This window comes from Edaphobacter sp. HDX4 (assembly GCF_036877565.1).
Lineage (GTDB): Bacteria > Acidobacteriota > Terriglobia > Terriglobales > Acidobacteriaceae > Edaphobacter.
In genome coordinates, this window is the sequence record NZ_JAEDXW010000005.1 from 19,561 (window position 1) to 43,037 (window position 23,477).

19 protein-coding genes are annotated in these 23,477 nt (G+C 57.2%); 6 read left to right on the forward strand and 13 right to left on the reverse strand.

Going from position 1 to position 23,477, the window contains the following annotated elements:
• Positions 1-271: 271 nt before the first annotated feature.
• A complete protein-coding gene (locus tag JAO29_RS06715; RefSeq protein WP_334267422.1) occupies positions 272-1,324 on the reverse strand; it encodes a CgeB family protein in 1,053 nt (350 codons plus the stop codon).
• A gap of 33 nt (positions 1,325-1,357) precedes the next feature.
• Complete coding sequence (locus JAO29_RS06720; protein WP_334267423.1) at positions 1,358-2,617, reverse strand: magnesium transporter MgtE N-terminal domain-containing protein; 1,260 nt, start codon at positions 2,615-2,617, stop codon at positions 1,358-1,360.
• Positions 2,618-3,193: 576 nt separating this feature from the next.
• Between JAO29_RS06720 and JAO29_RS06725 the strand changes: the two genes are divergently transcribed.
• Both JAO29_RS06725 and JAO29_RS06730 read left to right on the forward strand, forming a co-directional pair.
• Complete coding sequence (locus JAO29_RS06725) at positions 3,194-3,634, forward strand: ATP-binding protein (RefSeq protein ID WP_334267424.1); 441 nt, start codon at positions 3,194-3,196, stop codon at positions 3,632-3,634.
• Between the two features lie 14 nt (positions 3,635-3,648).
• The gene (locus JAO29_RS06730; RefSeq protein WP_334267425.1) at positions 3,649-3,996 is read left to right on the forward strand and encodes an STAS domain-containing protein; all 348 of its coding nucleotides are present in this window, start codon (positions 3,649-3,651) and stop codon (positions 3,994-3,996) included.
• A 110-nt stretch (positions 3,997-4,106) separates the two neighbouring features.
• On the opposite strand, the gene JAO29_RS06735 is transcribed toward JAO29_RS06730, so the two are convergent.
• The 3 genes from JAO29_RS06735 to JAO29_RS06745 all read right to left on the reverse strand — a co-directional run bounded on the left by JAO29_RS06735 (position 4,107) and on the right by JAO29_RS06745 (position 6,359).
• Positions 4,107-4,691: a LemA family protein gene (locus tag JAO29_RS06735; RefSeq protein ID WP_334267426.1), complete on the reverse strand. Its 585-nt coding sequence runs from the start codon at positions 4,689-4,691 to the stop codon at positions 4,107-4,109.
• Between the two features lie 114 nt (positions 4,692-4,805).
• The gene (locus JAO29_RS06740; RefSeq protein ID WP_334267427.1) at positions 4,806-5,597 is read right to left on the reverse strand and encodes a TPM domain-containing protein; all 792 of its coding nucleotides are present in this window, start codon (positions 5,595-5,597) and stop codon (positions 4,806-4,808) included.
• 75 nt (positions 5,598-5,672) lie between these two features.
• Positions 5,673-6,359: a DUF4142 domain-containing protein gene (locus tag JAO29_RS06745; RefSeq protein ID WP_334267428.1), complete on the reverse strand. Its 687-nt coding sequence runs from the start codon at positions 6,357-6,359 to the stop codon at positions 5,673-5,675.
• A gap of 191 nt (positions 6,360-6,550) precedes the next feature.
• On the opposite strand from JAO29_RS06745, the gene JAO29_RS06750 reads away from it, so the two are divergent.
• Positions 6,551-8,623, forward strand: coding sequence for a S9 family peptidase (locus JAO29_RS06750; protein WP_334267622.1), 2,073 nt, complete (start codon positions 6,551-6,553; stop codon positions 8,621-8,623).
• A gap of 21 nt (positions 8,624-8,644) precedes the next feature.
• Here the strand turns inward: JAO29_RS06750 and JAO29_RS06755 are convergent, their stop codons facing one another.
• Together JAO29_RS06755 and JAO29_RS06760 are read right to left on the reverse strand one after the other, a co-directional pair.
• Positions 8,645-10,507 carry an ABC transporter ATP-binding protein gene (locus JAO29_RS06755; protein ID WP_334267429.1) on the reverse strand — a complete coding sequence of 621 codons (1,863 nt, stop codon included), beginning with the start codon at positions 10,505-10,507 and terminating at the stop codon, positions 8,645-8,647.
• A gap of 112 nt (positions 10,508-10,619) precedes the next feature.
• Positions 10,620-10,994, reverse strand: coding sequence for a hypothetical protein (locus JAO29_RS06760; protein WP_334267430.1), 375 nt, complete (start codon positions 10,992-10,994; stop codon positions 10,620-10,622).
• A gap of 185 nt (positions 10,995-11,179) precedes the next feature.
• Between JAO29_RS06760 and JAO29_RS06765 the strand changes: the two genes are divergently transcribed.
• Positions 11,180-11,623 carry a CBS domain-containing protein gene (locus JAO29_RS06765; protein ID WP_334267431.1) on the forward strand — a complete coding sequence of 148 codons (444 nt, stop codon included), beginning with the start codon at positions 11,180-11,182 and terminating at the stop codon, positions 11,621-11,623.
• Between the two features lie 12 nt (positions 11,624-11,635).
• On the opposite strand, the gene JAO29_RS06770 is transcribed toward JAO29_RS06765, so the two are convergent.
• Positions 11,636-12,418, reverse strand: coding sequence for an SCO family protein (locus JAO29_RS06770; RefSeq protein ID WP_334267432.1), 783 nt, complete (start codon positions 12,416-12,418; stop codon positions 11,636-11,638).
• 57 nt (positions 12,419-12,475) lie between these two features.
• On the opposite strand from JAO29_RS06770, the gene JAO29_RS06775 reads away from it, so the two are divergent.
• Both JAO29_RS06775 and JAO29_RS06780 read left to right on the forward strand, forming a co-directional pair.
• Entirely contained in the window at positions 12,476-15,379 is a 2,904-nt protein-coding gene (locus JAO29_RS06775) for a PD-(D/E)XK nuclease family protein (protein WP_334267433.1), read from the forward strand.
• A complete protein-coding gene (locus JAO29_RS06780) occupies positions 15,345-18,965 on the forward strand; it encodes a UvrD-helicase domain-containing protein (RefSeq protein WP_334267434.1) in 3,621 nt (1,206 codons plus the stop codon). The genes JAO29_RS06775 and JAO29_RS06780 overlap by 35 nt, the downstream gene beginning before the upstream one ends.
• On the opposite strand, the gene phoU is transcribed toward JAO29_RS06780, so the two are convergent.
• The 5 genes from phoU to pstS form a co-directional block, all read right to left on the reverse strand.
• The gene (phoU, locus tag JAO29_RS06785; RefSeq protein ID WP_334267623.1) at positions 18,962-19,630 is read right to left on the reverse strand and encodes a phosphate signaling complex protein PhoU; all 669 of its coding nucleotides are present in this window, start codon (positions 19,628-19,630) and stop codon (positions 18,962-18,964) included. The genes JAO29_RS06780 and phoU overlap by 4 nt on opposite strands.
• Entirely contained in the window at positions 19,630-20,388 is a 759-nt protein-coding gene (gene pstB / locus JAO29_RS06790) for a phosphate ABC transporter ATP-binding protein PstB (protein ID WP_334267435.1), read from the reverse strand. The genes phoU and pstB overlap by 1 nt, the downstream gene beginning before the upstream one ends.
• Positions 20,388-21,293 (reverse strand): phosphate ABC transporter permease PstA, encoded by a 906-nt coding sequence (gene pstA / locus JAO29_RS06795; RefSeq protein ID WP_334267436.1) that lies wholly within the window; start codon positions 21,291-21,293, stop codon positions 20,388-20,390. Before pstA ends, pstB begins: the two co-directional genes overlap by 1 nt.
• Positions 21,294-22,343 carry a phosphate ABC transporter permease subunit PstC gene (pstC, locus tag JAO29_RS06800; RefSeq protein ID WP_334267437.1) on the reverse strand — a complete coding sequence of 350 codons (1,050 nt, stop codon included), beginning with the start codon at positions 22,341-22,343 and terminating at the stop codon, positions 21,294-21,296.
• A gap of 93 nt (positions 22,344-22,436) precedes the next feature.
• On the reverse strand, positions 22,437-23,444 hold the full coding sequence (gene pstS, locus JAO29_RS06805) for a phosphate ABC transporter substrate-binding protein PstS (RefSeq protein ID WP_334267438.1): 1,008 nt from the start codon (positions 23,442-23,444) through the stop codon (positions 22,437-22,439).
• Positions 23,445-23,477 lie beyond the last annotated feature (33 nt).

The following is a 23,477-nucleotide window of genomic DNA, read 5'->3' on the forward strand; positions in this document are numbered from 1 at the left end:
GGATCTTCTGGGAAAAGGCCGGGTTTCCCGCAGGTCCCGACACCCACCGCCGGATGCTGCATAGCTACCTCGCCGCTGAAGGAACCGACAAATACTGGGTGCTCTATCCCTTGACCGAGGTCGAAGGCACCCGAGCATCAGGCCGAGGTTATCGTGGCAACCAGCGTCGACGGCCTCCCTCTCCTAGACGATGGACTCAAGCTGGTCTCCAGCGGCGACAAAAAGCCGCAGCGCTAGGTCCGGAATCTCGCCGAAATCCGGGTCGTGACCGTCAGCGACTAGTCGATTCGGGCTCCGAGCGCAAGATCGACTCGATCCGCTCCACGATGAGCCCTACCTGCCGATCGTTGTGATAGCCGTCGCGCTCTGCCCGACGCTGACCGGCTGCCGCGATCCGGGCACGGGCAGACTCGTCCGGAAGATAGCGGCGAATCTGAGCTGCGAGCTCGTCGTAGCCCGTGAAGAAGACGGCTTCTTCACCCTCCACAAAGCGATCCAGATGCCCCTGAGACCTTTCGGCGAGCAGGAAGCCGCCGCACGCGGCGATCTCGAAGCTTTTGTGTACAAATTCGTCCTGGTTAGAGTGCGTGATGAAGCTCAGGTTGATCTTGGAACGCCAGATGGCGTCGCGATATTTGTCGAGGTGCAGTTCCCCCTCACGGTAGAGTTTCGTGAACTGATCGGGGCCAAGAGCGCGCTTCCAACTTCGCTCGGAACCGGAGATCACGACGCCGAACTCGTTAGACAGCCTCGCAAGAACGGAGGCGCGGTCGTCATAGGGCGTACCGCAGAAAGAGACCTCGCGGTTGCGATTGCGATCAGACCAGTCAGCGGGAGGCGGAAATTGCAGTGTGGGTTCGTAGGCTGTCTGGATTTTGATCACGTCGCGAGCTCCGCGGGATCGGTAATCCTCAATGTTCTTGCTTCGCTGCACAACATGAAGATCGTATTGCGGAATGGTCTTCATATAGAGGCGCCAGCCTGGGTCTCTACGGGGCCCGAAAGCGTTGTCGATCATGTAGCTTACCGTGACGATGCCAAGCGAGCGTAACCGCTGAACCGTGCTCGGCTTCATCCAGAGCAGCTTGTCAGCCCATACCACGTCAGGCCGCTCCCGCTCAGCCATCTCGAGAATATCCCGGTTCAGCCGATCCACCTGGGGGCCCATGACCAGCCGAAAGACGATCCGTTGGACAATAGGATTGGTCGCGGCGTAAGAGATTGAATTGAGAGGAATGACCTTGTGCCCGAGACGTTCAAGCGCCCACAGGCGGTATAGGGCGGAGTCGTTGGCGGACAGGCTTCCGGCGTAAAGAATCTTCATCCCATTCCCATTATGTCTGATTGCAGGGACTTTTTACTGATCCCGCAGAAGCGCGATCACCTGCTCCGCATGAACCACGCCAACCAGCTTTCGGTCGACGTCAACCACTGGCAGGGAATGAAGATTGTACTTGTCAAAGAGCTCAGCCACTTTTCGGCCCCCAGTATCCACCTGGCAGGTAATCAGATGGCCATGGGGTAGTTCCGCAAGAACATCGCCAGCGTTAGCCAGGAGAATGTGAACGATGGGGACTACTCCCGAGAGACGATCTTTCTCATCCAGAAGGTAGAGATCGGTGACCAGTTCGATATCCCCTTCGAACTGACGCAATGCGGTATGAACATCGGCGACCGTAGAAGATGCCGGTAGAGCGATGTATTCAGTGGTCATTCGACCAGCAGCAGAGTCCTGAGAGAACTCGAGCAGTTCCTTGACCTCGTCCCGCTCTTCCGGGCTCATCTCGCCCAGAATGGCCTCGGATTTCTCATCTGAGAGCTCGGCCAGCAGGTCGGCAGCTGCTCCCGGATCCATCTCTTCCACGATGCCCGCGACCTGTTCCGATCCCAGCGACTGAATCAGCGATTTCTGCAACCGTGGCTCAACCTCTTCCAGGGTCTCCGCTGCTACTTCCTCATCGAGACTCTCGAAGAGCGCCTGGCGCTCGGGGGGAGCCAACTCTTCCAGGATGTCGGCAATATCTGAGGGGTGCATCTGCGCCAGTCTGTCCTGGTCTACCTTCAGGCGGACGCGCCGAGAGGGATCAATAAGGTCTACAAAGTCCCACGGGATGAGGCTGGGACTGAACCGACATGCCAGAGTCTCCACAGTATTCGCGGGGAGTCCCTTGAGAAGGCGCCGGACAGCTCCCCGAAGACCTACCTCAACCTCGACGATCCGTAAAGAAAGTCCCCCATCCGGGGTGTGCTCCCAGTCGAGAACCACGTCGTTGACGCGGACCACTTTTCTGCCATGGACATCAATAATCTGCTGATCCAGCAGATCGCGTTCCAGCAGGACGAGTGTGGGATCCTGAGGAGGAGCGATGAGGAAGGCCCCGTCCCCAAGTCGCAGCTCGCGCCCCAATCGTTGCAGATCACGAATCGGCGCCATCGTGCATTTCCTGTCGCTGACTTTGGTGGAAAGCTTGAGAATCAGGCCCTGGACGCGGGAAGAGTCGTCCCCAGGCAGGACGGCAAATTCATGGACACGACCCAGCAGAGCGCCGCGGGAGTCGGTGATTGCATTGCCCACCAACGCTGATACTGTCGTCCTCTCGTTTCCATTTCGGGTCATGGCTGCTCGCGCGAGATTACCAGACTTTGCATACTTGTGCCTTGGTCATCGGCCACCCCGCCCTTGAGCGGGATACAGCATGGGACATCTTCTCCGCTCGTCAGCGAACCTTGTCCCTCTTCCGCAGATTCTCAGATATTGGTCTCTCCCGGGACCAGCAGGACGATGGAAGAGGGCGCGGATATCTAGATACGGGAAGACGATCCGTGCGTGGCTTCGTTCATGGTACATAGGTAACCGATTTGGCTATTGAGAGATGGAGTCGTCTTCCATCGAGCACCAGGATTGTGGCCGTGATTGCGCGATCAGCGTTTGTCCTGGAAGACACGCCGCACGCACCGAGGTAATCGGGCGCCGCATTCAAAGCCTGTTTCTTCGCAGTTTAGCCAACAAGGATTTGCCGATAGAGCAGATGTTGTGTTTAGTTAGGTATCTCCGGGATGGTTAGTGCCCGGACAGCGGTGGACGCTGTAGCGAAGGGAGCAAATCTTGACATTCGAGAAAAGCACAAGCACACTGCCATCATCGCTGTTGTCTGCCACTGACGACGTGCACGTAAGAACTTCAAGGACAGCCTTGGCCGACTCAACGACAAGCCGCGTCAGTTACACTCTCGATTCAACACTGGACAGTGTGAACAAGATTGAGCAGACGGCGGAGCAGTACGCGCAGCGCGCCGGCTTCGACGAAGACACGATTCCCTACATCGCGATGGCGGTTCGCGAGGCTGCGGTCAACGCTGTACTGCACGGAAATGCATACGATCTCAATAAACACATCACCGCCTCTTTCGAGACGACGTCGAACGATCTTGTTATTCGCATCACCGACCAGGGCCCCGGGCTCGATCCCACCACGCTTCCAGACCCGCTCGCGCCGGAAAATATTCTGCGAGGATCAGGCCGAGGTATCTTTCTGATTCGTTCGTTCATGGATGAGGTAAACTTTCGCAAGTTGCATCCGGGCACCGAGCTCACTCTCATCAAGCACCGCACACCCGCGAAGTCGGGGACCTAAGGAGAACAGTAATCATGAGCATGAAAGTATCTACCCGCCAAGTGGACGGCGTCACTATCCTGGATCTGAGCGGCCGTATTACCCTCGGCGAAGGCAGCGTAACGATTCGCGACGCGGTTCGCGATCTGCTGAGCAAGGGTCAGAAGCAGATTCTTCTGAACCTCGGGAATATCAACTATATTGACAGCTCAGGAATCGGGGAACTCGTCAGCGCTTTCACAACAGTCAAGAATGCAGGCGGCGAGCTGAAACTGCTCAACCTGACGAAGAAGGTTCAGGACCTGCTGCAGATCACCAAGCTCTACACGGTGTTCGATGTGCGTGACGACGAAGCAACTGCAATCTCCTCGTTCACGAAGTAGTCCTCTTCTATCCTGGACGCAATGACTCTACGGTTCCAGCGGGAAATAAGAAGGGCCGTTGCTTAAGAGCAACGGCCCTTTCTTCGTGCCAAGGTTCACTCGGCAGTCTCTTATTTTGAGAAGTCGACCTTGGGCGCGACACTGTTTTCGGGGTTCCCCTTGAAGTACTCATCCCGATAGTGGAATCCGGCCATACCGGCCCAGATGCTATTAGGGAACTGCCGAACGTAAACATTGTAGTCCTCAAGAACGCGGTTGTATCGCTGCCTTTCCACAGCGATGCGATTTTCCGTCCCAGCCAGCTCGTCGTTCAAGCGCATGAACTGGTCGTTGCCCTTTAGGTTTGGGTACTGCTCCTGGAGCCGGAAGAACGGTCCTAGAGCTACATCCAGTTTCCGGTTGGCATCGATATTGGCGGAGTGGTCTGAACCCGCTGCCAAGACACCTGCGCGCGCATTCGCAATATTTGTCAGAACCGTCGATTCTTCTGCCACATATCCCTTTACCGAGGCAACAAGATTGGGTATCAAATCCAGCCGACGCTGCTGGACAACATTGACCTGGGAGTACGCCTGGTTGATCGCTTCATTTTTTTCGACGAGCGTATTCTTCGTGCTCACATAACTTCCGCCTACAAAGAGCAGAAGGACAACAATGAGCCCGACCACGCCGAGAACAATCCATAAAGGCTTCATTTTTTCTCTAACCTGTTTCCTTTCCTTAGCTTTCCTGGCCGAAGACCTACCGGCTGTACTGTATCATCCCTGCGCACTGATGCTGCCTTTATAGCCACCTGAGATAGAGCGAACCTAGAAGCTGGCTCCTCCCCCACCTGATCTGCCACCGCCGAAACCACCAAATCCGCCCCCATCGCCTCCGCCGCCACCCCAACCGTCGCGATCATCTCCCCCACGATAGCCCCTTCCTCCTCCGCCCATGAGGCTTCCTAACAAGAAGAAGATCAGCCCGAGGTTTCCGGTGCGGGCCAGAAAGAAGAGCAGGAGAATAATCGCACCGCCGCCAAGAAGAACCTGGGTAAGGCTCAAGGGAGCAGGCTGTTCTCGAGCACCCTGCCTGCGATATTGATGCGCTGGAAGCGTTAGGGTTACTCCGGCGTCCTGGGCGATGATACCGGCTAACTGCCGCACTCCCAATGGAACCGCCGTGTTGTAGTCGCCCCGGTTGGCTGCCGGAACCATGGATCTGCCAATGTCCCCGACCTTCGCGTCATTGAGGATTCCCTCGAGGCCGTAGCCCACCTCGATTCGGCCACGGCGGGGAGACATGACAAGTACCATCAGGACACCGCGATCGTCCTTGTTGCCGACTCCCCACTTGTCTTCGAGTTCGGTCGAAAACTCCTCGATAGTCTGGTCGTTCTCAAGTTTGTTGATGGTTACAACGGCGATTTGCGCATGCGCCTGGCGGTCCACCTGGCCGCACAACATCTCCATCTCCTGTTTAGTGGAGGGCGAAAGCACACCAGCAAAGTCGTTGATATATCCGTTCGGGGCGGGAAGAGACTTTACCGTTTCACCGAAGAGAGCTATCGGCAGCAAAATCAGTAGAGCAGTTCCCAGCCATCGTGAAACACGAGTCATATCCCACTCATTCTACGCTTCGAGGTAAGTGCGAAGGATACAGCTCGCCTGCGAACGATCAGGCTCTAGCCCTGATCACTGCGCTGGAGGCGGAGTGGCGGAAGACTCGGCGGGATGATGGTGATGTCCCGGCATCGGAATTCCGCGATCGTGTGCCATCTTGTCAGCCGTGACCATGTGGTCATGGATAACCTGGGAAGCCTGCTCGACCGCAGCCTTGAGATCGGCGTCCTGCGTTGTGCTCGCCTCCATCCGGAACTCCCGCAGATCTTTGTGGTGATCCTTCACCATGCAGGCGATGTATTCCTTGTCGAATTCATCACCGGAGAGCGCGCTTAACTTGTCATACTCGGCCTGCTCGTCCTTACCCATCTTCTTCGGGATACGTGCACCGATGGTGTCTGCGATCTGGGCGATCTGTTGATTCAACTTCGTATGGTCTTCGACCATTCTCTTACCAAATGCCTGAACATCCGCGTTCCCGCTCTTTTGCGAGGCAAGCTTACCTAGTTCTACCTCTGCCAGCCCTCCCTCGGCAGCTTTATGCACGAACATCTTGTCCTTCATCTGCTGCGCTGAGTCTGCAGGAGCGCCACTTGAATCCTGCATCGAGGTCGTTGGAGCCGCCGGACGACCAGGCTGGTTGGGCTGCGTCTGCGAGGCCGAGGGCGGCTGCATCATCGAGTCGGACTGCGCGCATACGAGAGATGCCGGGACGATTAAAGAGCAAAACACAAGGGAGGGGAGAACAAAACCTTTCATAGAGGGGCCTCCTAACGGCGGTTCATTGTAGTCCTAAATGCAACTGCTGACTCTGCTTCTCCATTAGTGCGATGCATCGCCGGGAGGTTGCCCTGGATCACAAGTACGGACGCGGTATGCTTTTGTCAGCAATGGAAAAGACAACCGATACCTCGCCCAAGATCGATACCGCGAAACAGGCCTTGCCAGCCATGGCAGTTCCCCCGATAGCCCGTCGGGAGCCGACCCCGACGATCCTGCATGGCCATGCGCTTGAGGACGACTACCGCTGGATGCGCGTCAAGGAGTCGCCCGAGGTCATTCAGTACCTCGAAGCCGAGAATGCATACACCACCGAGGCGATGAGGCCGACCGAGGAGCTGCAGGCGAAGCTGTATACCGAGATGCTCTCGCATATCAAGGAAACTGACGAGTCGGTGCCCTTCCGCGAACGCGGCTCGTTCTACTACACGCGCACCCTTGAAGGAAGCCAGTACCCGATCCATTGCCGGCGTAAGGCGGTCGGAGACAGATACGATCCAGCCCAGCCTGAGGATGTAATCCTGGACGTCAACCAGCTTGCCGAAGGACAGGCCTTCATGGCGCTCGGTGGCATGAGCATCAGCCCGGATGACGAGAAGCTCGCTTATTCCACCGACAATACCGGTTTCCGCCAATACACCCTGCATATTCGCAATCTGTCGACCGGGGAGGAGTATACGGATTCAGCGGAGCGTGTCGGCTCACTCGTGTGGGCCAATGATTCGCGAACGCTCTTCTACACCACGGAAGATGAGGTCACGAAACGGCAGGACAAGCTCTTCCGCCACAGGCTGGGCGATCCGAGCAGCGAGGACGCTCTGGTTTGCGAAGAGAAGGATGAACGCTTCAACCTCGGTGTCGGAAAGACGCGCGACGGCAGATACCTGATGATGGAGGCCGGTAGCCACACCACAAATGAGTGCAGCTATCTATCCGCAGATACACCGGGCGGCGTCTTCCTCGTCATCGCTCCAAGGGTTGACGAGCAGGAGTACTACGTCGATCACAGGAATGGTCTCTTCTACATCCGGGTCAACGACACCGGCAAAAACTTTCGCGTGGTTACCGTCCCTGTCGACGGCGGAGGCCGGGAGGCGTGGACCGAATTCATTCCCGAAGATAGAGAGTCTCCACTTGAAGATTTCGACGTATTCGCCGGATTCTGCGTGCTTTCGAGACGCGTAAGAGGCTTAACTTCACTCTCCGTCAGCCTCTTTGAAGCAGACAGCACCCTTCAGCAACCCAGGACGATAGCGTTCCCCGAGCCAACGTACACAGCTATGGGCCACGTGAACCGAGAGTTTGAGACGACGAAATTCCGCTACAGCTATCAGTCTCTGGTCTCTCCGGCGTCTATCTACGACTATGACGTCCAGGCAGGTACATCCGAGTTGCTTAAGGAGCAGGAGATTCCGGGCGGCTTCGATCGAGCAAGGTATGCATCCGAGCGTCTCTGGATCCCGGCACCGGATGGCATCCAGGTGCCGGTCTCACTTGTCTATCGCAGAGATCGTTTCCAGAAGAACGGTGCAAACCCAATCTACATCTATGGGTATGGCTCCTACGGCTATCCTCTTCCCGTTGGCTTCAGCCCGGCAAGGCTGTCCCTGCTGGACCGCGGAGTTGTGCTTGTCTATGCACACATCCGCGGCGGCGGCGACCTCGGAGATGCCTGGCACGATGCCGGCAAGATGATGGTCAAGCGAAACACATTCACTGACTTCATTGCTGTGGTTGAAGCTCTTGTCGCTCAGGGCTACGGAGCAAAAGACAAAGTCGCCATCGAGGGAGGGAGCGCCGGCGGTCTTCTAATGGGCGCAGTGGTCAATCAACGCCCCGATCTTTTCCGCGCAGTCCTCTCGCACGTACCTTTCGTCGACGTGATGAATACCATGCTTGATGCTTCCCTGCCCCTGACCATCGCCGAATATGAAGAATGGGGGAATCCGAACGAGCGCGAAGCCTTCGAGTACATGCGCTCGTACTCTCCTTACGACAACCTGAAGCGTGGCGACTATCCGGCAATGCTGGTGAAGACCAGTCTCAACGACTCGCAGGTCATGTACTGGGAACCCGCCAAATACGTCGCCAGACTGAGAACTCTCAAGACGAACGACACTCCTCTGCTGCTCCACATCAACATGGATGCCGGGCATGGGGGAGCTTCAGGTCGTTATGACTACCTGAAGGAGATCGCCTTCGACTACGCGTTTCTTCTGCGGGAGTTGGGCATCGAGTCCTAAGGAGAACGGCTGGAACCACCACTAAACTTCGGTCGTTTCAGCCTCCTCAACCTTATCGCCCTCGCCGGGAGCCAGGAAGAGGTTCGTCTCCAGGCCATGCTGGCGGGTATAGAGGTCGTAGTAGCGACCTCCCAATGCATACAACGATTCGTGGGTTCCGCGTTCCACGATATTTCCCTGTTCGATCACCAGGATCTGGTCGGCGCGGCGAATCGTCGACAGCCGGTGGGCTATGACGAAGGTTGTGCGGCCTTCCATCAGGTGATTCAGCCCCTCCTGAATCATGGCCTCTGACTCGGAATCGAGCGAGCTGGTAGCTTCGTCCAGGATGAGGATGCGGGGGTTGGCGAGGATCGCACGCGCAATGGACAGCCGCTGTCGCTGGCCCCCCGACAGCTTGACTCCCCGCTCGCCCACAATCGTCTCGTAACCTTCTGGAAAGCGCTCTGCGAACTCATCGACACGAGCGATGCGACACGCCTCTTCGAACTGTTCTGTCGTGGCCGAGGGATGGGAGAACAGGATGTTCTCGCGGATCGTGCCGTCGAACAGGAAGGTCTCCTGCAATACCACGCCAAGCTGACTGCGATAGCTGTCCAGACGCACGGTAGCAAGATCCACACCGTCGACCAAAACGCTGCCGGTCGTAGCGGTATGGAACGCGCACACGAGCGAGATAATGGTCGACTTCCCGGAGCCCGATGAGCCGACGAGCGCAGTCACCGTTCCGGGGTGTGATGCAAAGCTGATACCGTGCAGGACCGGCTTCCCTGGCTCGTACGCAAACGTAACGTCTTCGAAACCCACCTCGCCGCGAATGGATCCGAGGCTATTCGTACGTCCGGGTTCTGCATCTTCTGTCTGCTCTGAAAGAAGTTCAGCGGTCCGATCCAGTCCTGCTGCCGCCTCAGTAAGCTGTGTTCCGATCGAGACAAGCTGAACGATCGGCGCAATCATGAAGGCCAGGAACATCACATAGGTGACGTACCCACCCGTCGTGAGCCTGCCGGCAACAACCTGATGCGCGCCGAGATACATTACCAGCGCTCCGACTACGCCGAGCACCATGGTGGACGCCAGGGACATCAGGGACTGTGCCGTTAGAGAGGAGATGACGTTCGCGAGCAGCCGATGGGCTCCTGAGGCAAAGACCTGGGCCTCGCTGTCCTCGGCATGATACCCCTTGATGACTCGAACTCCGCCGAGAGATTCGGTCAGACGACCGGTGACCTCAGCATTGATCTTCGAGCGTTCGCGGAAGATCGGCCGGATGGTCTTGAAGGCGCGCTGCAGAATCAGTCCGAAGACGACCAGAATGATGAACGTCACGATGGTCATCTGTACGCTGAGGTGGATGAGATAGCCGAATGCAAACAATGCCGTCAGCAGGCCGCCGAGAAAATCAACGATTCCGGTTCCGATCAGATTCCGCACGCCCTCCACGTCTGACATGATGCGCGCCACCAGGGCCCCTGTCCGGTTCGCGTCATAAAAGGCAACAGGCAGCTTGCCGATATGCCTTTGAGCTTTGATGCGCAGCTCTGCAATCAGCCGCTGACCTTCCTTGGAGAGAAGCTGGGTGAGAGTGTACGAGGTGACGCCCTGCAAGGCCGTCGCGGCTACCACCACTCCGATGATGATGGGAAGCTGGTACAGGAGGTGCCGGGCCATCACGTTATCAATGAGATAACGGGTAGAAGCAGGCAGGACCAACCCGCTGGCGCGATTGATGACCATCAGGAGGAAGCTTCCGGCCAAGAGCCAGCGCCGCGGCTTCATCAGATCCCACATCTCCGGAAGCACGCGTTGTAGATTGGGTTTCTGCTTCGCCGGAGCGTTCGATAGAGCTCTATGGCTGCGGGATGGACGGTCTGCAGCTTTCATTCCCGGGGCTCCGAAACTGGAAGGTCCGATCGACGGCATCTTATTGCCAGTGTACGCCTGCCGGAAACTGCCGGTCCCGAGCGGGCCGCAATTGTTCCTACTCCCGGAACGGCTAGGCCAGTGTCCTACGGGCGTTGATGAAGGAGCGAACGCAAAACAGCACATAGATCAGCGAAAACAGAGACATTGCTGCCTTCTCCAACACCGCTGCGGGATGAGGATAGACCGTGCCATGGGACATCTTGATGGCCTGAACGTCCGCCGTGAGAGTCCCCAGAAATGCCAGCAGGGCAAGGGTCACCGAGATGTGCATCCAGAGCATCCGGCGTTTCGGGTCGGGACTATTTGCAAGAACTCCGAAGATCACGAACAGGATCCCGAACCCGGCGGGAATCAGTGCGGTTGGGTGCGCACTTCCGGTCGCCACAAAACCGATCACCGCAAGCAGAATAAGCAGGACCCCGAAGCCAACTGTCATCTTCGCCATAAACCAGAACTCCCTTCAATCTTGAGAACTCAAGGATAACTGATTGCCTGTCATACGTTTCAAGCCAGGGCGTTGAGACCAGCAAACTTCTTTGCCAAACCGGCCCGGGTAGGACTAAGCTGCTGACCTGCCCAGAAACCAACGCACAGGCCCGGCAGATCTTTTCCCCGTCAGGAGACCGCCCCATGAGCGAACTGGCAACAAAGATCACGACTGTTCTTAAGAGAAAGAAGCGCGGCATCTGGTCTGTTGCGCCAACCACCTCGGTGTATCACTGCATGGAGATGATGGCTGAAAAGGAGATCGGTGCTCTCCTGGTCATGCAGGAGGATCAGCTCGTGGGAGTGATCTCCGAGCGAGACTATGCCCGTAAGGTAATCCTGCAGGGGCGGTCGTCCAAGGACACAGAAGTCTCCGAGATCATGGCAGCCCCGCCGCTGTGCGTCTCGCCTGAACACACCATCGGAGACTGCATGATCACCATGACCCGAAGCCGTATCCGCCATCTTCCGGTTCTTGAGAATGAAAAAGTCGTCGGAATTGTGTCGATCGGAGATCTGGTGAACTGGATCATCAGCGAACAGGAAGAGACGATCCGGCACCTTGAGGCCTATATATGCGGCATGTAGGGTGAGGATGCGCTAAGCAGCAGCTGCCTTCTTTATCGCCTCGACAACCTCTGCGGGCTTCCAGTCATTCGTCGGATACCACGCATCGATCTTGCCGTCCTTGCCGATGACCACGGTCGAGAGCGAATGGGTTAAAGTCGCATTCTCGCCGGGCGTTACACCGACACCGAAGAATTCAAGCACCTTGTCCAGCTCCTTCTGCGGGGGCACGGCGAAGTCCCAGTGAGCAAACTTCTCTTTGCCGTATTGGCCTGTATAGGCTCCGCCATAGCTCCGGAGTACAGCCGGGGTATCGTACTTGGGATCGAAGCTGATGCTGAGCAGATGCGTTTCCTTGTAGAGCGCAGCATCCTTTGCCAGGGTCTTATCGATATCGGCGAAGTTGTGCGTCATACGTGGGCAATAGTCAGCCAGTGGACAGCGGGTGTAGATGAACGTCGCCACCAGGATCTTGCCGTGGAACTGATCCAGATGAAGCACTCGGCCGTTTTGGTTGAGCATGCTGAAGTCCGGAACAGGGTCTCCCACCTGCGGAATGTGATACTGCTTGGCGGGCTTGTAGTCGGGCCTGGCCTGTGCGACCACAACAATGTCATCAATTACTGCGTCGTGATATCCGCCTTCGTCCTGCATCACGTGCAGCGTAGCAGTAATCGTGTCGCCCGGATGAAGCTCGCTCACAACGCTGGGATCCTTCAGCTTGTAAGGCATGGTCATCGCCTCCATAAAGCCTGGGATGGCATCATGGGCAAGCGTGACATGCGTAGCGTCGGTGCTGATGACTTTTCCTCGCAAGGGAAACGTCTTCGCCGCTCCGGATTGAACGGTCTTCGCGTTTGACTCAGAATTTTGATGGCAGCCGCTAAGCGAAAGAAAACCTACACCCAGGACCAGGACAAAGATAAAAAACGTCTGCTTCCGATGCACGCGGCAACTCCTCTTCCAATGATACGTCCATCAACGCGTGAGCGTCTCCTGCCCAATGGTCGAGACTTCTTCCAGATGCATCCGGCGTATAACCTGAGATATATGCACGCAACTGCCCGTCCGGAGAAGCTTCCTCAGACCATCGCCAATGCCCTTGAGCGCGGCCTGATGGTTGTAACGGCCAACCAGCGTGCCGCTCGTACGTTCCGATATGCGTTCCATGAGCGAAATCGTCTAGCGGGTTTCACGAATTGGGTGTCTCCAGCGATCCTTCCCTGGGAGAGTTGGATAACCGGTTTATGGCGCACCCTTCTGCTCAAAGGCGAAGTCTCCGATGTGTTGCTGAATCACTCGCAGGAACACGCCCTGTGGGTAAGCATCATCGCAGCAGACTCAGAGCTTCCACCGAGTCTCCGCTCCCGCGATACCTTAGCCGATATGGCATCCGAGGCATGGCGGCGCCTTGCCCGGCACAACGGCCTGAAAAGATTACGGGACGCATGGATCACCTCCGACACGAAGAGCTTTCAGCGCTGGGCAGAGGAGTTCGAACGTCGCTGCCGAATGCAGAAGTTCCTGCCCCGTGCAGCTCTGGAAGGAAGGCTTCGGCATTTTGTGACGGAAGGGCGCCTGCCCGTTGCGCCCATCGCCCTCGTCGGTTTCGATGAGATCGCTCCCTCGCAACAGGCTTTTCTCGACGCAATCACTACAGCGGGTGTGTCGGTGGAGCAGATTGAAAATGGTATATTCGCGAATCACAGGCTGCTCACCTCGGCAGAGAACGAAATCCAGGAACTCATAGCAGCGGCACGCTGGGCCAGGAAGATGTTAGAAGAGGATCCCGCCAGGCGAATAGCCGTTATCGTACCTTCGCTCGAAGCAAAACGCAGCCAAATCGACCGAATCTTCCGGGAGACGATTTCGCCCGAGATGGAAGATATCCAGGCGGCGGCTCATCAGGCACCCTATGAGTTTTCGCTCGGAGTTCCACTTTCAGATACGCCGATGGTGCGCGTTGCTCTCGATCTTGTGCGTTGGTGTAAGTCTCCCCTCCCCGTCGCGAAGGTAAGCGCCCTGCTGGTCTCACCCTTGTTTGCAATGGAGGAGTCAGAACGAAATCGCCGCGCAGCATTCGATGCATTCGAGCTTCGCAAAGCGAGGATGCTTCGCCCTGAGATATCTCTACCCTCGCTCCTCGATGCTCTTCGTCGATCCCGGCGCAAGCCACACCTCGATCGGCTCATCGACGTGCTGTCAGCTATGGCACGTGCCAGCGTAAATATCCCCGACGAACAGAGGCCCCATGCGATTTGGTCCGAATCTATCCGCAACTGGTTGCAAATCGCGCGATGGGGTCGAGGCAGCAGCGAGGACAGTATCGATTTCCAGGTACGCCGCAAGTGGGAAAGCACGCTGGACGAGTTGGCAACCTTAGACTTCGACGGAACACTGGTCCCATTCGCGAAGGCGGTTGAGAAGCTTGAGCGCCTCACCCAGCAAACCATGTTCGCCCCTGAATCTCACCAGGCACCTGTGCAGGTGATGGGCCCTCTCGAAGCTGCGGGGAGCACCTTCGACGCCATATGGTTCGTCGGAGCGGGTGATTTTGGCTGGCCGGCAAAGTCTGCTGCCAGTCCCCTTCTTCCCTGGTCTTTGCAGCGGGACCTGGGTATGCCAGGCGCGGATGATGCGCTTGAAGAGGAACGCGGTAGAAAGCTGACAGCCCGGATCGCTGCGAGTGCGGCAGAGGTCATCTTCAGCTACCCGGTCGACATCCCGGAAGGCATTCAGCGTCCTTCACCATCCCTGCGACAGCTTCATCTTGAAGCAACGTCGCTTGCATCCGTCGCTCCAGCTCCTCCGGACACGGCTCCTCTTGCCCTCGAGGAATTCTCCGACACTCTACCCATCCCTCTTCTTCCTGATCGCGTCGTTCGCGGGGGAGCGGAGATTCTAAAGCTGCAGGCTGCTTGCGCCTTTCGAGCGTTCGCGGAACGACGCCTTGGCTCGACACAGCTACGAGAGATTGAGCTTGGCCTGGATGCGGGAGAGCGCGGAAGTGTACTGCATCGCATCCTTGAAGATTTCTGGAAGCGGATCGGCTCGCAGGCGGTTCTCAAGGGCATGTCGGCACAGGAGCGCTCCGCCGCCCTCGCTGCTTCGATCGAGTATGGTCTGCAAAAGACCGCAGCGGCGGCAACAACGGAATGGGAGAGGGCCTACGTTGACCTGCAGCGGGCTAGATTTCTAGCGCTACTGAATACATGGATCGACCTCGAGCTCAGGCGTGACCCTTTCATAGTTAAATCCAGCGAAGAAGATGCTCGGGATGCAATCATCGGTCCTCTCCGCCTTGACCTTCGCGTCGATCGCGTTGATCTAACCGACCAGGGCGAGATCATCATCGACTATAAATCCGGCGGAGCCAAGGCCTCGCATTGGGAGTCGGACCGGCCCGATGAGCCGCAGCTTCCTCTCTATGCGGTTATCAGCAAAGCGGCCCATCCGGAGACGCCGCTGGCCGATCTCGCATTCGCCCAGATCCGTGCCGGCAGGGATATAGCATTTGAAAGCTTCACGGGCAAAATCACGCCTCACAAAAGCTCGAAAAAAAACAATGCTGCCGCACTCGAGGAGCAACTAGATCAGTGGAGGGCAACTCTGGAGGAACTCGCTGGTGCTTTTCACCGCGGCGCGTCTGAGGTTGACCCGAAGCGGTATCCCGAAACATGTGCTCACTGCGGACAACGAATTCTATGCCGGTTGAACCCGGCTGCCTTTGGTGAGGACCTTGATGAAGAAGCGACCATCGACCTTGGAAATGGGTGAGCTTTTCGCATTTCCAGGCGAACCGGAAAAGCTTGATCGGCCCTCCGGGCTACCTCCAGATAGCATCGAGCGCGAGAGCGCTCTTGATGTCAGCCAATCGTGGATTGTTGAGGCGCCTGCAGGTTCAGGCAAGACTGGTCTGCTCATCCAGCGTTATCTCAAGCTACTTGCGCTGCCGGGAGTGGAAGAGCCGGAGCAGATTCTTGCCATCACATTCACGGTCAAAGCTGCCGGAGAGATCCGGGAACGAGTCTTCGAGCAACTGCAGAGGGCAAACGGACCTGACAACACGAAGGAAGGCTTCGAACGTCAGACTCGCGAGTTTGCTCTCGCTGTCCTCAATCGCGACCGCGCGCTCGGTTGGGGACTGCTGGAACATCCTCGTCGCTTCAACATTCGCACCATCGATTCCGTCTGTTCAGAGATCGCGCGGGGCCTTCCCGTATTCTCCGGGAGCGGCGCCTTCTCGCCTGTCACGGACGCAGGGCCTCTGTATCGCATGGCCGCAGAGCGCACATTGCTGCAGCTTGGAGGGGTCGATACAGCCTTGACGGAAGCACTGCGTCTGATCCTCCTGCATCGGGATGGCGATCTCGCTTCGGTGCGTAATCTGCTGGCTGAGATGCTGGCTCTACGCGACCAATGGGGCCGTCTCGTGCCGCTCGGGAGAGAGCTGCTAGCAGACGATTATCTGGACCAGCACGTGTTACCGCACATTGAGCGGACCCTGGCTGAAGTCATATGCAAGGCTCTATCCCGGCTCTCCCGCATCATTCCACCTCCTCTGTTGCACGATCTCTCCATGCTGGCCGCGGAGATGGGATCGCAGGAGGGGTACAAAGGCAACGATTCCCCCATTGCTTTGTGCGCAGGCTTGCGTCGAGTCCCGGCAGAGATGGCCGAAGATCTCGACCACTGGAGAGCGCTCGCCCATCTCCTGCTCACCAAGGATGGAACATGGCGTAGTAGCTTCGCGCGGAACTTCCTTAGATTTGAAATCGATAAATACCAGGTCAGCCGGTTACAAGATATCGTCGGCCAACTTAGGGAGATCGATGGACTTCCGGAGGCACTGAAAGAAATAGCGACTCTTCCTCCGCCGAAGTATCCTCCCGAGCAATGGCGGGTAGCGAAGGCTCTCTTTCGCATACTCTACCGCGCTCTGGCGGAGCTTCAGGTCGTCTTCGCAGAACGCGGCGAGTGCGATTTTACCGAACCCGGCCTCGTCGCCCGCGCTGCTCTGCGGAACGAAGGTAGCGCCTTTGAGACAGTCATCGGAACTCGCCTTCAACATCTGCTTGTGGACGAGATGCAGGACACATCCACGAGCCAGTACGAACTAATCCAGCTCCTGACCCAGGGATGGGATGGGCGTAGCCAGACGGTATTTCTCGTCGGCGATCCCAAACAATCCATCTATCTCTTTCGTCAGGCACGCGTAGAACGCTTCATTCGCGCCATGCAGCAGCGCCGCCTAGGCGATATCGAACTTGGAGCTCTCTACCTCACCTCCAACTTCCGCTCACAGCAGGCGCTTGTGAGGTCTTTCAACGAAGACTTCGCTCGTCTGTTCCCCGCCAGCATCAGCGACGAACATCCTGACGAGGCTCCTTATGTCGCGGCGCAAGCAGTTCGGGAAGCTTCCCCGGAGAGCCAGAACGCCGTATGGCATACGCAGGTCAGCCCCGTCGGCTCCTCCCGCGACGATAACAAGCGTATACGTCGGCGAAAAGCGAGACAGGAGGCAGTCGCGATAAGAAATGTCATCGAGCGATGGCGCGCGCGGCCGCTGCCTGCCGGGAAGGAAGCGCCCTGGAAGATCGCTGTGCTTGTCCGTACCCGCATTCATCTCTCCGAGATTGTGGCGGAGCTCAAGCGCGAAACCAACACCCCTCCCATTCCATTCCGCGCCGTCGAGATCGAGTCTCTCTCGGAGCGCAGAGAGATCCTGGATCTTCTGGCCCTCACCCGTGCGCTTCTGCACCCTGCGGACCGCGTCGCGTGGCTCGCTGTTCTACGCGCACCGTGGTGCGGTCTCGAGCTCGCCGAACTTCATACCCTCACTGGGATTGACGATTCGGCTCTGTTCGAACGAACCGTTGAGGAACTCATTCTCGAGCGGGGCCAGGAACTCACGGAAGAAAGCTGCCAGAGGCTGGCTCGGGTCTGGCCCATCCTGCAGGCTGCGCTCAAGCAATCCTCCCGCATACCAACAGCAGAGCTTGTCGAGCGGACATGGAGATCTTTAGGCGGCGATCTCTCACTCACTAGCGAAGAAAGAAGCAACGCCCGGACCTACTTCGAGCTCCTTGACTCGCTTGAGCGAAACAGCTCCATAGATCTCACGCAGCTCCAATCTCGCTTATCAAAGCTCTATGCCGAAACGTCCACGGCCCGCGGAGCCGTGGACCTGTTGACGATTCACAGCGCCAAGGGGCTCGAGTGGGATCTTGTGCTCGTTCCCGGACTGGAAAAGAAGCCGCGCAGCAGCGGCTCGAGATTGCTCACCTGGGCCGAGATTACATCGACAGAAGGTGAATCATCGATGCTCCTGGCTCCTATCGCAGGCAAGGGTCAGGATTCCGACGCTCTCAACCAATGGATGAATCGCGTCCAGCGCTCCCGCGAGGATGCCGAATCGCGCAGGTTGTTCTATGTCGCATGCACCCGTGCCCGCGAAGAGCTTCATCTCTTCGCCTCTCCTGACCGAAAGCGCGACGGAAGCATTGCGAGGAACTACGCCAGTCTCCTGCAAGCTGCCTGGGCTGCAGCCGAGCGTCACTTTGTAGACACAGCCGTGGACGCTCGTCCTCTTACCGCACCAGTCGTAAACTTTCCCACACCAAACGAGGCGAACCAGATCCTGCCCTATCGCGCGGCTGAAGCAGAGCAAACCCGGAAGGCTGTTCTCTATCGACTTCCACTCGATGTACTCCCGACCCCGCGGTCTACTCCACTCATCACGCCTGAAGTGCAGCAACCTTCGCATCGAACCGGAGCCTTCACGCGCCCGGAAGGATCGTTCGAGGCACGAGCATTTGGAACGACAGTGCATGCGTTTCTTGAGGTTCTTGCGGCGGACCTGGCAGCAGGAATCGAGCCCACCCGATTGGCAGAGCAGATAAATACCTGGCGCCCGCGAATAGCTGCCGTATTGCGCAATCACGGACTCCCGCAAAGCACTGCCGAGCGGCTGACCGAACGCGTCCACACCGCCCTGTCCGCAATCCTGCGCGATCGCCATGGATTATGGGTGCTGTCTGCGCACCAGCAAGCCTCCAGCGAGCGAGCACTTACCTCATGGCAGGAAGAACTATCGGACCTGCGTCTTGATCGCACCTTCCGTGCAGGACCTGAGCCGTTGCAACCCGGCGACCAATACCTATGGATCGTCGACTACAAGACGACGCAGTATACGGGATCCCATGTCGATGAGTTTCTCCTGCAGGAGCGCGCGAAGTACACCGCCCAACTCGACGCCTACGGACGAACCATGCTAGCGACGACGGATCCATCCCACATCCGCCTCGCGCTCTACTATCCTCTGCTACCAGGTTTTATCTGGTGGCCGATGGCTCCTGACTAGGATTGTGTAGAAGCGGCATGGTGCCGCACATCAGCTCCGCGCACCCAGAAGATTACATCTTCCGCTATGTTTGTTGCATGATCACCGACACGTTCGAGGTTGCGCGCGATAATAAGCGCATTCAACGCCTGTGGCGTCAGCTCCGACTTCTCTTTGATCATCGTGCTCAACGCGTAATAGGCGGCGTCGTTCATCTTGTCGACCTGGTCATCCATGCGGAAGACCGAATCGGCCATCTCCGCATCTCCTTCAATGAAGGCCTGCAGCGCCTTGCGCACCATCGCGGATGCAAGCTCCGCCAGCTTCGGAATATCGACCGGAAGATCGATATTGGCGAATGCTCCCATCTCGCGGACGCGAATCGCGATGTTCACCGCCTGGTCTCCAACTCTCTCCAGATCGGCATTGATGCGGATCACCGAAAGAATGAAGCGGAGATCGATCGCCATCGGCTGCTCCATGGCCAGCAGGTCCAGCGCCATCTGGTCGATCTCCCGCTCAAGCCGATTGATAGCCGGTTCTGACCGGAGCACCAGCTCGCAGATGCTCAGATCGCGTGTCCGATACGCCTCAATCGATCTCTGAATCGCCTGCTCTGCCATACCGGCCATTACGAGCAGCCTCTCTTTGAGCTCGTCCAGGCTTTGGTGGAACTTCACTCGCATCATCCGAACCTCCCGGTGATGTAGTCCTCTGTACGCTTGTCTTTCGGATTTGTAAAGATCTTGTGTGTGGAGTCGAACTCCACCAGCTTTCCGTTGAGAAAGAAGCCCGTATTCTCCGCCACGCGCGCCGCCTGCTGCATGTTGTGCGTCACGATTACGATCGTGTACTGGCTCTTAAGCTGAAAGATCAGATCTTCAATCTTGGAGGTCGATACAGGATCCAGCGCAGAGGCAGGCTCGTCCATCAGCAGCACCTCGGGATCTACCGCCAGCGCACGCGCGATACACATGCGCTGCTGCTGACCACCCGAAAGCGAGGCTCCGGACTTCTTCTTCAGATCGTCCTTTACCTCTTCCCACAATGCAGCCTGCCGCAACGATCTCTCGACCGTCTCATCCAGAACGCGCCGATTGCGGAAGCCGTTGAGCTTCAGCCCACTGACCACATTGTCATAGATCGACATCGTAGGAAAAGGATTAGGCCGCTGAAACACCATCCCCACACGCCGGCGAATCTCAACCGGAGAGGCATCGCGATAGATATCCAGTTCGCCCATCTTCACTACGCCCGTCGCGCGGGCAATGGGGTTGGTCTCGTGCATCCGGTTCAGGCAACGAACAAAGGTCGACTTTCCGCACCCGGAGGGCCCGATGAGAGCGGTTGCATGATTGGCCGGAATGTGCAGATTGATATCCTGCAGCGTATGCGTCGACCCATACCATGCGTTCAGATCTTCGACTAAGATACCGACTCCCACTAACTGCCCCCCTTGAGCATGCCGCGATTGGCAAAGATGCGAACAAGCGTCACTGAAACCATAATAAGAGCGATAAGGACCAGTGCTCCTGCCCACGCCAACCTATGCCACTCATCGTAAGGAGAGATCGCATAGACGAAGATCTGCAGCGGAAGCGCCGCGATAGGCTGGTTCAGATTGAAGCTCCAGAACTGGTTGCCGAATGCGGTAAACAGCAGCGGAGCAGTTTCTCCGGCGACGCGCGCGAATGCAAGCATACAACCCGTAATAATTCCCGGAGACGCCGTGCGCAGGCTTATGGAGATCGCCGTCCGCCACTTCGGCACTCCCAGGCCGAGAGCCGCCTCACGAATCGCGTGCGGCACGGTGGCGAGCATCTCCTCCGTCGTGCGTGTGACCGTCGGGATCATCATGATCGCTAACGCAACCTCACCCGCAAAGGCAGAGTAATGATGCTGTGGCTTGACGACCAAGGAGTAGATAGCAATTCCCATCACGATCGATGGAACGCCGTTCAGAACATCCGCCGTAAACCTGATCGCATTGCCGAGTAGCCTGCCGCGTCCAAACTCCGAAAGATAGACGCCGGCGGCGATGCCGATCGGAATGCCCATCAGGCTGGCTACCGCCAGAATAATTCCAGAGCCAACGATGGCGTTCGCCATTCCTCCTCCTTCCTCGCCTACCGGAGCAGGAACACGAGTGAAGAAGGCAAGGTTTAGAGAAGAAGCACCCTTGTACACAAGGTAGAAAAGAATGGCTGCGAGGGGTGCAAGCACAAGGAACGTGGCCAGCACTGCGAGACCGCTAACGAAGTGATCGGCAGCCCGGCGCCGCAAAACATTGGCCGAGGATGGCTTGCGAGGTTCGGAGAGTGACGGGTTGGACATCGGATGGCTACTCATTTACGAAACCCTCGCAGGTGCGCCACGAGTAACCGCCCAGACCATCAGCCTGGCGATCGCGTTGACCACAATAGTGACCAGGAAGAGTGCAAGGCCAATCTCGATCAGGGCACTGTAATAGAGATCGCCGGTCGCTTCAGAAAACTCATTGGCGATTACGCTTGCGAGCGTATATCCGGGAGCGAAAAGGCTCTTGCTGATGTCGGGATGATTTCCAATCACCATTGTCACGGCCATCGTTTCGCCGAGCGCGCGGCCCAGCCCAAGCATGATGGCGCCTACAATCCCAATGCGCGAGTTTCGCAATACGCCGATGCGAATCATCTCCCAGCGGGTCGCTCCCAGAGCCAGCACCGCCTCGCGCTGGCTGTGAGGGACAGCAGTCATGATGTCTCGCGTCAACGACGAGATGATCGGCAGGATCATGATCGCAAGAATGATGCTTGCGGTCAGCAGGCCGACACCGAAGTTCGGCCCATCGAAAAGACCGGTCCAGCCGAAAACACGCACCATGAAAGGGCCGATAGTGTCCCTCATCAGGGGAACCAGGACAAAGACAGCCCATAATCCATACACCACACTGGGAATGGCAGCCAGCAGCTCGCTGAGAAACGAGATGGGAGCTCTCAGTGGCCGCGGACATAACTCTGTAAGGAAGATTGCGACTCCCAGGGCCAGCGGCACCGCCATGATCAACGCCAGAATCGACGTCATCAGCGTTCCATAGATAAAGGGCAATGCTCCGAAATCACCGGAGACAGGATCCCAGGCCTCTCGGCTGAAGAACTTCCACCCGAACGCAACCAGACTTAGGTGGGAATTCCGAATCAGGATCCAGAAAATAAACAGCACAATCAGGAAGATGGTGCATGCACAGATCAGCATCAGTGTGGCGAAGGTCGTATCTGCGAGCCTCCCGCTGCCTCGGGAGTTCAGGAAGCTTCTGATCGCTGACGGGGGCTCTGAAGGTGACGAAAGCCTCCCCTCCGCCGCGGAGGTTGCCGCGGGAATAGAAACGGGCGGTATGCCGTGCTCTCTTTGAATGTTCATGCTGCGGGAGATAAAAGACTTCAGTGTGATTGTATCTGCTAAGACACTTGTGCCGCGCGCACTGAATCTCACAATACGCGCGGCAAGGAATCGCTACTTGATCTGAGCTACCGTCTTACGAACCATGTCCTGAACCTGCTTCGGAAGAGGTGCATAGCTCAACCCAGAGGCCTCTGCTTCACCGTGATCCAACATCCAGTTCAGAAAATCCTTCAGTGCTTTGGTCTTGCTTGCATCCGTGGAGTGCGTCGGAACCAATAGCCAAGTGAAGCTGGAGATCGGGTATGACGTCGCCCCAGGTGCATTGGTGATCGACACGCGATAGTCAGCCGGCATGGTCTTCGCTGCAGCCGCCGCAGCTGCGGTCACGCCATCGGTTGAAGCCTTGACGAACTTGCCCGAGGCATTCTTCACCGAACCGAACGACATCTTGTTCTGCAGCGCATAGATCAATTCGACATAGCCAAACGAGTTCGGCGACTGGCGAACCATTCCAGCGACACCTTCATTGCCTTTCTGGCCGATTCCCACCGGCCACCTTACTGAGGTGTTCTTGCCAACCTTGGTCGACCACTCAGGACTAACCTTCGAGAGATAATCCGTGAAGATGTACGTCGTACCGCTACCGTCAGAACGATAGACAGGAAGAATAGGCTTGCTCGGAAGATTGACGCCAGGATTATCTTTCGCGATGCGCGCGTCATTCCACTTGGTGATCTTGCCGAGGTAAATGTCTGCGATTACATCGCCGGAAAAGTTAAGATCCTTATTGAGGTCGGGGATGTTGTAAACGGGCACCACGGCGCCGAGAACGGTAGGGATGTGCTGCGTCTTGACCTTGGCGGCACCCATCTGCTCGTCGCTCATCGGACCATCGCTGGCACCAAAATCAACGATTCCATCGGAGACCTGGCGGATTCCGCCGCCTGAACCGATGGATTGATAATTGATCTTCACCGAAGGATGCTGCTGGTTGTACTCGCTGAACCACTTTGAATAGATCGGATAAGGAAATGTAGCACCCGCTCCATTCAAGTTTTGTGCGCTGGCACCTATAGCCGCTAAGGCCAGAACGCCAACCGCAATCATGCTCTTTTTCACACTTCCCCCTCGCAAATCGTGCTTACATCTATC

Coding starts and splice junctions, on each gene's coding strand:
- JAO29_RS06715 (WP_334267422.1), bottom strand. CDS start 1,324: ATGAAGATTCTTTACGCCGGAAGCCTGTCCGCCAACGACTCCGCCCTA.
- JAO29_RS06720 (WP_334267423.1), bottom strand. CDS start 2,617: ATGACCCGAAATGGAAACGAGAGGACGACAGTATCAGCGTTGGTGGGC.
- JAO29_RS06730 (WP_334267425.1), top strand. CDS start 3,649: ATGAGCATGAAAGTATCTACCCGCCAAGTGGACGGCGTCACTATCCTG.
- JAO29_RS06735 (WP_334267426.1), bottom strand. CDS start 4,691: ATGAAGCCTTTATGGATTGTTCTCGGCGTGGTCGGGCTCATTGTTGTC.
- JAO29_RS06740 (WP_334267427.1), bottom strand. CDS start 5,597: ATGACTCGTGTTTCACGATGGCTGGGAACTGCTCTACTGATTTTGCTG.
- JAO29_RS06745 (WP_334267428.1), bottom strand. CDS start 6,359: ATGAAAGGTTTTGTTCTCCCCTCCCTTGTGTTTTGCTCTTTAATCGTC.
- JAO29_RS06750 (WP_334267622.1), top strand. CDS start 6,551: ATGGCAGTTCCCCCGATAGCCCGTCGGGAGCCGACCCCGACGATCCTG.
- JAO29_RS06755 (WP_334267429.1), bottom strand. CDS start 10,507: ATGAAAGCTGCAGACCGTCCATCCCGCAGCCATAGAGCTCTATCGAAC.
- JAO29_RS06760 (WP_334267430.1), bottom strand. CDS start 10,994: ATGGCGAAGATGACAGTTGGCTTCGGGGTCCTGCTTATTCTGCTTGCG.
- JAO29_RS06765 (WP_334267431.1), top strand. CDS start 11,180: ATGAGCGAACTGGCAACAAAGATCACGACTGTTCTTAAGAGAAAGAAG.
- JAO29_RS06775 (WP_334267433.1), top strand. CDS start 12,476: ATGGCAGCCGCTAAGCGAAAGAAAACCTACACCCAGGACCAGGACAAA.
- JAO29_RS06780 (WP_334267434.1), top strand. CDS start 15,345: ATGAAGAAGCGACCATCGACCTTGGAAATGGGTGAGCTTTTCGCATTT.
- phoU (WP_334267623.1), bottom strand. CDS start 19,630: ATGCGAGTGAAGTTCCACCAAAGCCTGGACGAGCTCAAAGAGAGGCTG.
- pstA (WP_334267436.1), bottom strand. CDS start 21,293: ATGAGTAGCCATCCGATGTCCAACCCGTCACTCTCCGAACCTCGCAAG.
- pstC (WP_334267437.1), bottom strand. CDS start 22,343: ATGAACATTCAAAGAGAGCACGGCATACCGCCCGTTTCTATTCCCGCG.